12 protein-coding genes are annotated in these 12641 nt (G+C 71.3%); 11 read left to right on the plus strand and 1 reads right to left on the minus strand.

Annotated features, from left to right (window positions below; genetic code table 11):
• Positions 1–21: 21 nt before the first annotated feature.
• The 7 genes from NHL53_RS02245 (at position 22) to NHL53_RS02275 (ending at position 9394) form a co-directional block, all read left to right on the plus strand.
• On the plus strand, positions 22–2430 hold the full coding sequence (locus tag NHL53_RS02245; protein ID WP_433774724.1) for a DEAD/DEAH box helicase: 2409 nt from the start codon (positions 22–24) through the stop codon (positions 2428–2430).
• A gap of 126 nt (positions 2431–2556) precedes the next feature.
• Complete coding sequence (gene chvE, locus NHL53_RS02250; protein ID WP_433774727.1) at positions 2557–3714, plus strand: multiple monosaccharide ABC transporter substrate-binding protein; 1158 nt, start codon at positions 2557–2559, stop codon at positions 3712–3714.
• Between the two features lie 90 nt (positions 3715–3804).
• Entirely contained in the window at positions 3805–5358 is a 1554-nt protein-coding gene (mmsA, locus tag NHL53_RS02255) for a multiple monosaccharide ABC transporter ATP-binding protein (RefSeq protein ID WP_433774729.1), read from the plus strand.
• Positions 5355–6581 (plus strand): multiple monosaccharide ABC transporter permease, encoded by a 1227-nt coding sequence (gene mmsB / locus NHL53_RS02260; RefSeq protein WP_433774731.1) that lies wholly within the window; start codon positions 5355–5357, stop codon positions 6579–6581. Before mmsA ends, mmsB begins: the two co-directional genes overlap by 4 nt.
• An 89-nt stretch (positions 6582–6670) precedes the next feature.
• Positions 6671–7357: a tRNA (guanosine(37)-N1)-methyltransferase TrmD gene (gene trmD / locus NHL53_RS02265; RefSeq protein WP_433774733.1), complete on the plus strand. Its 687-nt coding sequence runs from the start codon at positions 6671–6673 to the stop codon at positions 7355–7357.
• 67 nt (positions 7358–7424) lie between these two features.
• Positions 7425–8222 carry a molybdate ABC transporter permease subunit gene (locus NHL53_RS02270; protein WP_433774735.1) on the plus strand — a complete coding sequence of 266 codons (798 nt, stop codon included), beginning with the start codon at positions 7425–7427 and terminating at the stop codon, positions 8220–8222.
• Entirely contained in the window at positions 8219–9394 is a 1176-nt protein-coding gene (locus NHL53_RS02275) for an ATP-binding cassette domain-containing protein (RefSeq protein WP_433774737.1), read from the plus strand. Before NHL53_RS02270 ends, NHL53_RS02275 begins: the two co-directional genes overlap by 4 nt.
• A 15-nt stretch (positions 9395–9409) precedes the next feature.
• Here NHL53_RS02275 and map read toward each other — a convergent pair whose 3' ends face one another.
• A complete protein-coding gene (map, locus tag NHL53_RS02280; RefSeq protein ID WP_433774739.1) occupies positions 9410–10189 on the minus strand; it encodes a type I methionyl aminopeptidase in 780 nt (259 codons plus the stop codon).
• A gap of 248 nt (positions 10190–10437) precedes the next feature.
• Here map and rplS point away from each other — a divergent pair, with 248 nt between their 5' ends.
• The 4 genes from rplS to NHL53_RS02300 all read left to right on the plus strand — a co-directional run bounded on the left by rplS (position 10438) and on the right by NHL53_RS02300 (position 12629).
• Positions 10438–10788: a 50S ribosomal protein L19 gene (gene rplS / locus NHL53_RS02285; RefSeq protein ID WP_433774741.1), complete on the plus strand. Its 351-nt coding sequence runs from the start codon at positions 10438–10440 to the stop codon at positions 10786–10788.
• Between the two features lie 78 nt (positions 10789–10866).
• The gene (gene lepB, locus NHL53_RS02290) at positions 10867–11604 is read left to right on the plus strand and encodes a signal peptidase I (RefSeq protein ID WP_433774743.1); all 738 of its coding nucleotides are present in this window, start codon (positions 10867–10869) and stop codon (positions 11602–11604) included.
• Positions 11601–12290, plus strand: a complete 690-nt coding sequence (locus NHL53_RS02295) for a ribonuclease HII (RefSeq protein ID WP_433774745.1) — start codon at positions 11601–11603, stop codon at positions 12288–12290. Before lepB ends, NHL53_RS02295 begins: the two co-directional genes overlap by 4 nt.
• A 12-nt stretch (positions 12291–12302) precedes the next feature.
• Positions 12303–12629: a DUF2469 family protein gene (locus NHL53_RS02300; RefSeq protein ID WP_433774747.1), complete on the plus strand. Its 327-nt coding sequence runs from the start codon at positions 12303–12305 to the stop codon at positions 12627–12629.
• Positions 12630–12641: the final 12 nt, after the last annotated feature.

Here is a 12641-nt window from a genome sequence, read left to right on the forward strand (position 1 = left end):
CCGGGGTGATGGGATGGGGACATGACCCCCTCACCGGCCGACCGCTCCGCGGAGGCCCGCGACGTGCGGACCCATCCCCTCACGGCCGCGTTCGCCGCGTCGCAGCGCTTCGAGCTCGATCCATTCCAAGTCGAGGCGTGTCGCGCGCTCGAGGGCGGCACGAGCGTGCTCGTCGCGGCGCCCACCGGTGCGGGCAAGACGATCGTCGGCGAGTTCGCCGTGCACCTCGCGATGAGCGCGCCGGGCGACAAGGCGTTCTACACCACCCCCATGAAGGCGCTCTCGAACCAGAAGTTCCGCGAGCTGCAGGCCGTCTACGGACCGGACGAGGTCGGTCTGCTGACGGGCGACACGAACATCAACGGGGGCGCGCGGATCGTCGTCATGACGACGGAGGTGCTGCGCAACATGATCTACGCGCAGTCGTCGGCGCTCGACGGGCTGCGCTACGTCGTCATGGACGAGGTGCACTTCCTCGCCGACCGCTTCCGCGGTGCGGTGTGGGAGGAGGTCATCATCCACCTCCCGGAGAGCGTGCGCCTCGTGTCGCTGTCGGCCACGGTGTCGAACGCGGAGGAGTTCGGCGACTGGCTCGGCACGGTGCGCGGCGAGACCGAGGTCATCGTCTCGGAGACGCGGCCCGTTCCGCTCGAGCAGCACGTCCTCGCGCGCGGCGACCTCCTGCCGCTGTTCGACGAGGCCGGCGCGGAAGGCGAGGTCAACGCCGAGCTCGCCCGCCTCGGACGGGCGCTCCCCGGCGCGGGCGGGCGGCGCGGGCGCGGCGGACCGCCGCGTCGACGGAGCGGTCCGCCGCGCGGGGGAGGACGGCTCGACCGCGCGCAGGCGGTGGAGCTGCTCGAGCGGCAGAACCTCCTTCCGGCGATCTTCTTCATCTTCAGCCGCGTGGGCTGCGATCAGGCGGTGCAGCAGGTGCGCCGCGCCGGGATCCGCCTCACCACGCGGGAGGAGCGCGACGAGATCCGCGAGATCGTGCGCAGGCGCACCGCGACGCTGCCCGAGCAGGACCTCGGCGTGCTGGGCTTCTACGAGTGGGCGTCCGACCTCGAACGCGGCCTCGCCTCCCATCACGCGGGCCTGCTCCCCGCGTTCAAGGAGGTCGTGGAGGAGCTGTTCCAGCGCAAGCTCGTCAAGGCCGTCTTCGCGACCGAGACCCTCGCTCTCGGCATCAACATGCCCGCGCGCACCGTGGTGCTCGAGAAGCTCGAGAAGTTCAACGGCGAGGCGCGCGTGCCGATCACCTCGGGGGAGTACACCCAGCTGACGGGGCGCGCCGGGCGCCGCGGAATCGACGTGGAGGGCCACGCGGTCGTGCACTGGACCGACGGGCTCGACCCCCACGCGGTCGCCTCGCTCGCCTCGCGGCGCACCTATCCGCTGAACTCGTCGTTCCGCCCGACCTACAACATGGCGGTCAACCTCATCGACCAGTTCGGCCGGGGAGCGGCGCGCGAGATCCTCGAGTCGTCGTTCGCCCAGTTCCAGGCCGACCGCTCCGTCGTCGGTCTGGCCCGGGAGGTGCGGCAGGCGGAGGAGTCGCTCGAGGGGTACCGCCGGTCGATGGCGTGTGAGAAGGGCGACTTCGCGGAGTACGCCGGTCTGCGCCGCGAGCTCAGCGACCTGGAGAAGAAGAGCCGCAGGGATCAGGGCGCCTCGAAAGCGCGCCAGGAGCAGCGCCGGCGGCAGATCGCGACGCTCAAGCGGCGCCTGCAGACCCACCCGTGCCACAACTGCCCCGATCGCGAACGGCACGCCCGGTGGGGGGAGCGTTTCCACAAGCTCAAGCGCCGCACCGACAGGATCCGGCGCCAGATCGAGGGGCGCACGGGCAGCGTCGCGCGCCAGTTCGACCGCATCGTCGACGTGCTGGCCGACCTCGACTACGTGCGGCTCGACGGCGGCGAGGCGCGGCTCACCGACAGCGGCCGGCGGATGAAGCGGATCTACGGCGATCGCGACCTCCTCGTCGCCGAGGCGCTGCGGCAGGGCATCTGGGCGCGCCTGGATCCCGCGTCCCTCGCCTCCCTCGCCTGCGCCCTCGTGTACGAGCCCCGCCGCGACGAGCAGAACGGCGAGGCGCCGCTGCCGCGGGGCGCCTTCCGCGAGGCGCTCGACCGCACCGAGCGCCTCTGGGCCGAGCTCGACGACCTCGAGCAGGATCATCGGCTCCCCGGCACCTCGCCGCTCGCGGCCGGGCTGTCGCACGCGATGCATCTCTGGGCGCGGGGGCAGCTCCTCGACCGGGTCCTCGGCGACGCCGACATGGCGGCGGGCGACTTCGTCCGCTGGGCGAAGCAGACGATCGATCTGCTCGATCAGATCGGCCAGGTCGCGGAGGGCGACCTCGCCCGCACGGCTCGCCGCGCGGTCGACGCGGTGCGCCGCGGCATCGTCGCGCACACGAGCGTCTGACGCGCGGATCCGCGAACATCACGATGCGGTCTCAGCCGCAAGATCGTTGATATCTCGCCGATGGAAGCGTTAACATGGCCGAAGAACGCCGGTGTTCTCCGGCTCTCGATGAAGAGAGGTAACCCCATGAAGCGACCCCTGATGCGAACGATCGCGACATCCGGCGCGATCGCCCTGGCGCTCGGTCTCGCCGCGTGCTCGAACGACGCCGAGACGGGCGGAGACGACGGCGGCGACGCGCAGGAGGCGAGCGACATCACCGTCGGCGTCGCGATGCCCACGGAGACCTCGGAGCGCTGGATCGCCGACGGCGAGGCCGTGCAGTCGCAGCTCGAGGAGGCCGGGTACGAGGTCGACCTGCAGTTCGCCAACGACGACATCCCGCGCCAGCAGCAGCAGCTCGACCAGATGATCACGAACGGCGCGGACATCCTCGTCGTCGCCTCCATCGACGGCACGGCTCTCGCGACCCAGCTCGAGAACGCGCGCAGCAAGGGCATCCCCGTCATCGCCTACGACCGCCTCATCAACGGCACCGAGGCCGTCGACTTCTACGTCACGTTCGACAACTACACGGTGGGCGTGCAGCAGGCGCAGTCGCTCCTGCGCGGGCTCGGGTACCTCGACGAGAACTACGAGGAGACGGACCTCTCGGACGAGAAGATCATCGAGCTGTTCGCCGGCTCGCCCGACGACAACAACGCGACCTTCTTCTACCAGGGCGCGATGGACACGCTCGAGCCCTACCTCGAGGACGGGCGGCTGACGATCGGATCGGGTCAGGACGACTTCGACACGATCTCCACGCTGCGCTGGGATCAGGCCACGGCGCAGAAGCGCATGGAGGACCTCATCACGAGCACCTACGACGGCGGATCCCGCCCCCTCGACGGCGTGCTGTCGCCGTTCGACGGCATCTCGCGCGGCATCATCACCGCCCTCGAGAACGCCGGCTACGGCTCGACCATCGAGGAGGGGCTGCCGGTCGTCTCGGGCCAGGACGCCGAGATCGCCTCCGTCAAGATGATCAACGACGGCGTGCAGTACGCCACGATCTTCAAGGACACGCGCAAGCTCGCGGCGCAGGCCGTCGAGGCGGCGACGTCGTACGCCGAGGGCGAGGAGCCCGAGGCGAACGACACCGAGACGTACGACAACGGCGTCAAGGTCGTGCCGTCGAACCTGCTCGAGTCCGACATCGTCGTCCAGGACAACATCCAGGAGCTCCTCATCGACTCCGACTACTGGACCGAGGACGAGGTCTCCTCGGGCGTCGCGGACTGACTCCCGCTCGCGTGCTCGCCGCCCTCGACCGTCGGGGCGGCGAGCACGCGGGACGACCCGCATCCGTCATGCACAACGACAGGAGCACCGATGTCTGACGCGATCCTCGAGATGCGCAACATCACCAAGGACTTCCCCGGCGTCAAGGTCCTCAAGAACGTGACGCTCGGCGTCGACCGCGGCGAGATCCACGCGATCTGCGGCGAGAACGGAGCCGGCAAGTCGACCCTCATGAAGGTGCTGAGCGGAGTTTACCCGCACGGCTCGTTCGAGGGCGAGATCGTCTTCGACGGCGAGACGCAGCGCTTCGACGCCATCAAGGACTCGGAGCGCGCGGGTATCGTCATCATCCACCAGGAGCTGGCGCTCGTGCCGGCGCTGTCGATCGCCGAGAACATCTTCCTCGGCAACGAGATCACCCGTCGGGGGCTCATCGACTGGAACGAGGCCAACGCCCGCGCGATGACGCTCATGCACCGCGTCGGCCTCGACGAGAACCCGACGACGCCGGTGGGGCAGCTCGGCGTCGGCAAGCAGCAGCTCATCGAGATCGCGAAGGCGCTCACGAAGGACGTCAAGCTGCTCATCCTCGACGAGCCGACGGCGGCGCTCAACGACACCGACTCCGAGCACCTGCTGAACCTGCTCCGCGACCTGCGCGAGCAGGGGATCACCTGCATCATCATCAGCCACAAGCTCGGGGAGATCGTCGACATCGCGGATCGGACGACCATCATCCGCGACGGCGAGACCGTCGAGGTGCTCGACATGTCCGCTCCCGACGCGACGCAGGACCGCATCATCCGCGGGATGGTCGGGCGCTCGCTCGAGAGCCGCTTCCCTGATCGCACGCCGAACGTCGGCGAGGAGATCTTCCGGGTCGAGGGGTGGCGCGTCATGCACCCCACCCAGGCGGGCCGGGTCATCGTCGACGACGCGTCGATCTCCGTCCGCGCGGGCGAGATCGTCGGCATCGCGGGGCTCATGGGCGCCGGCCGCACCGAGTTCATGATGAGCGTCTTCGGCCGCAGCTACGGGCGCGACGCGTCGGGTCGCGTGCTGCTGCGCGGGAAGGAGATCTCGACGCGCACGGTGCGCGACGCGATCGCCAACGGCATCGCGTACGTCTCGGAGGACCGCAAGCAGTACGGGCTCAACCTCATCACCGACATCAAGACGAACATCTCGTCGTCCGCCCTCGGCAAGCTCTCGACGGCGTCGATCTTCGTCGACGGCAACGAGGAGATCCGCGTGGCGGAGCAGTACCGGCGAGACCTCAACATCAAGTCGCCGACGGTCGCGCAGATCGTCGGCAACCTCTCCGGCGGCAACCAGCAGAAGGTCGTGCTGTCGAAGTGGCTGTACACCGACCCCGACGTGCTCATCCTCGACGAGCCCACCCGCGGCATCGACGTCGGGGCGAAGTACGAGATCTACGAGGTGATCGGCGCCCTCGCCGCGGCGGGGAAGGCCGTCATCGTGATCTCGAGCGAGCTGCCCGAGCTGCTCGGGCTGTCCGACCGCGTCTACGCCCTCGCCTACGGCCGCATCACGGGGCAGATGCCCGCGGCCGAGGCCACCCAGGAGAAGCTGATGGCTCTGATGACCATGGAACGCACGTCGCCGAAGGAGACCGCGGCATGAGGAACAACATCTTCGCCGAGGTCAGGGATCTGCTCACGCACAACCTGCGCACCTCCGGCATCTACATCGCCTTCGTCGCGATCATCCTGCTGTTCACGATCCTCACGGGCGGCACGCTGCTGAGCCCCGAGAACGTCACGAACATCATCCTGCAGAACGCCCACATCCTCATCATGGCTCTGGGCATGATCCTCGTGATCGTCGGCGGGCACATCGACCTGTCGGTCGGCTCCGTCCTCGCCTTCGCGTCAGCGGTCTCCGCGGTGCTCGTGATCCGCATGGGGATGCCCTGGTGGGTGGGCGTGATCGCGGCGATCGTCACGGGCATCGTCGTGGGCGTCTGGCAGGGCTTCTGGGTGGCGTTCGTCGGGATCCCGGCGTTCATCGTGACGCTCGCCGGCATGCTCCTCTTCCGCGGGCTCACCTGGCTCGTGCTGGGCAACGTGTCGCTGTCGCCGTTCCCCGCGCAGTACCGCGAGGTCGCGAGCGGGTTCCTCGACGGGCTGTTCGGATCGATCACGATCAGCCAGGGGGAGGGGCTCCTGGCCGTTCCGCAGACGGTCGACGTGTTCACGCTCCTCATCGGCGTCCTCGCGGTCGGCGGCCTCGTCGTCAGCTCCTGGCGCACCCGCCGGGCGCGCCAGGGCTACAACCAGACGGTCGAGTCGATGCCGCTGTTCGTGCTGAAGCTCGTCGCCGTCTCGGCCGTGCTGCTGGCGTTCGCCTGGGCGCTCGCCTACAACCGCGGCTTCCCCGTCGTGCTGATCCTCGTCGCGGTGCTGATCCTCGTCTACCAGGTCGTCACGAACCGCACGGTGTTCGGCCGGCACGTGTACTCGGTGGGCGGCAACCTGTCGGCCGCGCGCCTGTCCGGCGTGAACGTCCGCAGCGTCAACTTCTGGATCTTCGTGAACATGGGCCTGCTCACCGGCATCGCCGCAGCGGTGTTCTCGTCGCGGTCGAACGGCGCGCAGCCCGGCATGGGCAACATGTTCGAGCTCGACGTGATCGCGGCGTGCTTCATCGGCGGCGCCTCCACGATGGGCGGCGTCGGCCGCGTCGGCGGAGCGCTCGTCGGCGGCCTCGTGATGGCGGTCATGACCAACGGCATGCAGCTCATGGGCGTCCCGCAGTCGAGCCAGCAGATCGTGAAGGGCCTCGTGCTCCTCCTCGCCGTCGCGTTCGACATCTACAACAAGCGTCGCGCGGGCGCCGTGCGCTGACCGCGCGGCTCTCCTCTCCGCCCCGTCCGCTCCTCGCGGGCGGGGCGGCGCCCGTCGGGGCGAGAACCGGGCGGAACTAGGATGGGAAGATGCGCATCGACATCGTCACGATCTTCCCGACGTTCTTCGACGTGCTGGGCGTGTCGCTCATCGGGAAGGCGCGCGACAGGGGGCTCCTCGACCTCCGCGTGCACGATCTGCGCGACTGGACCCACGACCGCCACCGCACGGTCGACGACACCCCCTACGGCGGCGGCGCGGGGATGGTCATGAAGCCCGAGCCATGGGGCGAGGCGCTCGACGAGATCCTCACCGAGGGCGCGCTGCTCGTGGTGCCGACCCCCTCGGGCGAGGTGTTCTCGCAGCCCGTCGCCCGCGAGCTGGCCGGCGAAGAGCACATCGTGTTCGCCTGCGGCCGGTACGAGGGCATCGATCAGCGCGTCATCGACCACTACGCGGACAGCGGGCGCGTGCGCCTCGCGAGCATCGGCGACTACGTGCTCAACGGCGGCGAGGTCGCCGCGATGGCGATGATCGAGGCCGTCGGCCGCCTCGTGCCCGGCGTCGTGGGCAACCCCGAGAGCCTCGTCGAGGAGTCGCACGAGCAGGGGCTGCTCGAGTACCCGATCTACACGAAGCCCGCCGAATGGCGCGGGCGCGCCGTGCCGGACGTGCTGCTGAGCGGCAACCACGGCCGGATCGCCGAGTGGCGCCGCGAGCGCTCCCTCGAGCGCACCCGGGAGCGCCGTCCCGACCTCCTGCCGGACGGAGCGTGACGCCGCGCCGCGCGCTCGATGGCACATGGGCGGGATATCGGGCAGGATCGTGGGGGAGGAGGAACGCATGACACGCACCGCGCAGGACGCGCCCGCGCGCGTCGGATTCCCCGGGGCGCTGGCCGTCCCCGCCGTCCTGGCGGCGCTGCTCGTCGTCGCCCCGATCGCGTTCATCGCCCTCCTCGCCGATCCGGGAGCGCTCCCCGGCGCGCTCGCCGCCCCCGAGACGCTCGCGGTCCTCGCCGCGTCCGCCGCCTTCGCGGGCGTCGCGACCGCGCTGTGCCTCCTCGTCGGCCTGCCGCTCGCCGTCGTCATCGGGCGCTCCCCTCGCGTCGTCGCCGGCTTCCTGCGCGTCCTCGCCGCGCTGCCGCTCGTCGTGCCGCCCTTCGTCGTGGGCGCGGGGATCGCGTCCGCCGCGTCCGGAGGCGGGCCCGTCGCCGGAGCCCTGCGCGCGTTCCTGCCCGAGCAGATGCTCGCGCCCGCCGGCGTCGTCCTCGCGCAGAGCGTCGTGGCCCTGCCCTTCCTCGTCCTCGTCGCCGAGCGGGCCCTCTCGGGCGGCCCGGCGTTCGAGCGCGCCGCCGGCCAGCTCGGAGCGGGACGCTGGGCGACGCTCTGGCGGGTCACGCTGCCGCTCGCGCGCGGCGGGATCGTCGCGGGCGTCCTGCTGTGCTTCGCCCGCGCGTTCGGGGAGTTCGCCGCGACGGCCTTCATCGCGCCGGGCGAGCAGACCGCTCCGCTCCTCGCCGTCTCGTCCCTCGCGGCCGGCGACCCCGCCGTCGCCGTGGCGCTCGGGGGCGTCTTCGTGCTCGTCGCCCTCGCCGCCGTGCTCGGCGCCAGGGCCTGGCGGACGGGGAGCGACCGATGACGGCCTCGCGCCGCGCGCGGCGTCGTCAGGAGCGCGCGCCGGAGGGCGCCGTGCTGTCGGGCCGGGTCGTCGTGGCGCGGCGCAGCGGGGCGCAGGTCGACGTCGCCCTCGAGGTGGCGCGCGGCGAGACCCTCGCGATCCTCGGTCCGCGCGGGGCGGGCCTGTCGACGCTGCTCGGCGCGATCGCCGGTTCGGTGCCGCTGACGGGCGGCGAGCTGCGCATCGGCGAGCAGCGCGTCTCGCGCCGCCGCCGCGTCGCGCCGAAGCGCAGGGGGACGGTCCTCGTCGACTCGGATCCCCGTCTGTTCCCGCACCTCACGGCGCGCGAGAACGTCGCGTTCGGCATGCGCACCCGCGGGGTCTCCCGTGCGCTGGCGCGGAAGGACGCCGACGAGTGGCTGTGGCGCGTGGGGCTTCCGGGCCTCGGCGATCGCCGGCCGCGCGACCTGGACGACGAGCAGCGCCTGCGGGCGGCTCTCGCGCGGGCCTTCGCCGCCCGCCCGCAGATCGTGCTGCTCGACGACCCCGTCGCGGGGCTCGAGCCCGGCCCGGCCGCCGACGTGCGCGCGCTGCTGCACGACATGCTCGTGGGCACGCACGCGACCGCCGTCGTGGCCGTCCACGAGGCGGTCGACGCCGTGGCCGTGGCGTCCCGGGTCGTGGTCGTCGAGGACGGCCGGATCTCGCAGAAGGGCGATCTGCGCCACGTCCTCGCCCGTCCCGCGACCCCGTTCGTCGCCCGCGCATCGGGGCTGAACCGCCTGCGGGGCACGGCGGATCGCGGCGGATGGGTCGCCGAGTCCTTCGGCGTCCCGGTCCGGCTCGACTCGGCGGAGCCGGGGCCCGCTCCCCGCGACGGCGAGCCGATCGTCGCGGTCTTCCGCCCCGCGGACGCGCAGATCGCGCGCGCCGAGGAGGAGACGTGGACGGGCGCCCTGCGCGTCGTGCGCGGCGCGGACGAGATCGATCAGAACCCGGAGCCGGGGCGCTGGCTGGCCCGCGTCGAGCGCATCGAGCCGGCGCCGGGCGGCGCGCTCGTGCACGTCGCCCAGCCCGAGCTCGCGGTCGACATCCCGAGCGCTCAGCTGGCCGCGCTGGGGATCCGGCGGGGCGACCCCGTGCACGTGTGGGTGCCGGCCGAGGCCGTGCGGCTCATCCCCGCGACGAGCTGATCGCGGGGCGGGCGCTCAGCCCAGGTGCGAGCGATCCGTGAGGATGATCGGCCCGTCCTCCGTGATCGCGATCGTGTGCTCGCTGTGCGCGCCGCGCGAGCCGTCGGCGCTGCGCAGCGTCCAGCCGTCGCGGTCGTCGGTGACGAGCTTCTTCGTCGTGTGCAGGAACCAGGGCTCGATGGCGATCACGAGACCCGGCTTGAGGGGGAATCCGCGCCCCGCGCGCCCGTCGTTCGGCACGTGTGGGTCGCCGTGCATCGTGCGGCCCACCCCGTGTCCGCCGAAGTCGGTGTTGATCTCGAGCCCCTCGGCGCGCGCGATCTCGGAGATCGCCGCCGAGATGTCGCCGACCCGGCCGCCCGGCTGCGCCGCGGCGATGCCCGCGGCGAGGGCGCGCTCGGTCGTGTCGATGAGGGCGAGGTCCTCGTCGCGCGGCGTTCCGACGACGAAGGAGACGGCCGAGTCGGCGACCCAGCCGTCGACCGCGACGGCGAAGTCGAGCGTCACGAGGTCGCCGTCCTTCAGGGCGTAGTCGTAGGGGCGTCCGTGGAGGACCGCGTCGTTGACCGAGGTGCAGATCACCTTGCCGAAGGGCCCGGAGCCGAACGACGGCGCGTAGTCGAGGTAGCACGACTCGGCGCCCGCGCGCCGGATGAGATCGTGGGCTCGGCGGTCGATCGCGAGCAGGTTGGTGCCGACCTTCGTCTCCTCGCGGAGCGTCGCGAGCGTCTCGGCGACGAACCGGCCCGCCGGTCGCATCGCATCGATCTCGGCCGGTGTGCGCAGTTCGATCATGGGAGTCCTCTCGTTTCCGTCCATTCTCCCGCACGCGGCCGCACGGCGGCTGGGGGAGCGCTGTCGCGGGAGCGGCGGAAGATGTGGCAGAATAGACGTTCGTGCCTTGGTCGGCGCGCCCGTCGGTGCGCCAGGCTTCGACTCTGCCACAGGGGAGTCGAGGATCGCCCTCCGCGATCTCAGAGCACACGCGAACCCTTCTCATCTCGACGCAGGCGGCCCGTGGCGCCCGCAGGAAGTGACATCCCATGAACATCATCGATGCCGTTGACTCCGCCTCGCTGCGGAACGACATCCCCGAGTTCGGCCCCGGCGACACCGTCAAGGTGCACGTCAACATCGTCGAGGGCAGCCGCTCGCGCGTCCAGGTCTTCCAGGGCGTCGTGCTCGGCCGCCAGGGCGACGGCGTGCGCGAGACGTTCACCGTCCGCAAGATGAGCTTCCAGATCGGCGTCGAGCGCACGTTCCCCGTGCACTCGCCGATCATCGACAAGATCGAGGTCGTGACGCGCGGCGACGTGCGCCGCGCCAAGCTCTACTACCTGCGCGAGCTCCGCGGCAAGAAGGCGAAGATCCGCGAGAAGCGCGACAACGCCTGACCCGAGTCGGACTCCCGACTTCCGCCCCGTGACGTCCGCGTCGCGGGGCGGAAGTCGCATGTGGGATCCTGGAAGATGATGACAGCCGAACACGTCCCGTCCGACGAGCCCCGCCCCTCCCGGGGCAGGGGCTTCGCCTCGTTCCTCCGCGACATCGTCGTGATCGTCGTGGTGGCCGTCGTCATCTCGGTGCTCATCAAGACCTTCGTCGTCCGGTCGTTCTACATCCCCTCGGCCTCGATGGAGGACACGCTCATGACGGGGGATCGGATCCTCGTCGACGAGCTCACCGTGCGCTGGAACGAGTACGACCGCGGCGACGTGGTGGTCTTCGAGGACCCCGGCGGGTGGCTTCCCTCGTCGGCGCAGAGCGGCCCGGAGAACCCGATCGCCGCCGGGGCCGACTGGGTGCTGCGCGCGGTCGGCCTCGCGCCCGACGGCGACGACCACCTCGTCAAGCGCATCATCGGGCTGCCGGGCGACCACGTCGAGTGCTGCAACGCCGTCGGACAGGTCGAGGTGAACGGCGTCGGCGTCGACGAGCTGTCCTACCTGCGTCTGCCCGACGGCAGCTCGCTCGCGTCGGCGGACGACTTCGACGTGACGGTGCCCGAGGACGCCATCTGGGTGATGGGCGACAACCGCAATCGCTCGCAGGACTCCCGCTATCACGCGCAGCAGCCCGGCGGGGGCTTCGTGCCCCTCGAGAACGTCGTGGGGCGCGTCGTCCTGCTCACCTGGCCGTTCGACCGCTTCGGGCCGTTCCACGGCGGCCGCGACGCCTTCGTGGGCGTGCCGTCCGCGAGGGACGAATGAGCCCCGCCGTCCCCACGCTCGACCTCGAGAGCAGACTGCTCGGCGCGTCGCCGCTCGTGATCGGACTCGACGAGGTCGGCCGGGGCGCGCTCGCGGGGCCGGTGGCGGTCGGCGCGGCGGCGGTGGACGCGGGGGTCGCGGCGACCCCGCTGCCCGAGGGGCTGCGCGACTCCAAGCTCGTCTCCGAGAAGCGGCGCCCGGACCTCGCCGAGCGGACGGCCGACTGGGTGCGCGCCGGCTCCGTCGGGTGGGCGACGCCGGGGGAGGTCGACGAGATCGGCATCCTCGGCGCGCTCGGCCTCGCCGGGACGCGCGCTCTCCTGCGCCTCGCGGAGGCGGGAGTCGACGTGCCGGCGGGCGTCGTCCTCCTCGACGGAGACCGCGACTACGTCTCCCGCCCGGCCAGAGACGAGTTCGGCGCGCTCGATGTGAGGCCCGTCGTCAAGGGCGACCGGGACGCGGCGTCGATCTCGGCGGCGTCGATCGCCGCGAAGGTCGCGAGGGACGCCGTGATGGTCGACCTGCACGAGCAGTTCGCGCCGTACGGGTGGGATCGGAACAAGGGATACGCGAGCGCCGCGCATCGCCAGGCGATCGCCGAGCACGGGCTCACCCCGCACCACCGCGCCTCATGGGCGATCGCGCCCGCCGCGGGGCTGTTCGGACGGCGCCCCGTCGGATCGTAGGATGGAGGAACCATGGACGACGATATGTTCGACGACTTCGACCGTGAGCTCGAGCTGGCGCTCTACCGCGAGTACCGCGACGTCGTCCGCCAGTTCCAGTACGTCATCGAGACGGAGCGGCGCTTCTACCTCGCGAACGAGGTCAACGTGGTGCGGCACGACACCCCGCACGACTTCTACTTCGAGCTGACGATGCGCGACGTGTGGGTGTGGGACATCTATCGCGCCGACCGCTTCGTCACCTCCGTGCGGGTCCTGACGTTCAAGGACGTCAACATCGAGGAGCTCTCCCCGCGGGATCTCGAGCTGCCCGACGACCTGGCGCTCGGCAAGGACTGACCCTGCCACTCC

The organism is Microbacterium sp. gxy059, from assembly GCF_050958665.1.
GTDB lineage: Bacteria > Actinomycetota > Actinomycetes > Actinomycetales > Microbacteriaceae > Microbacterium.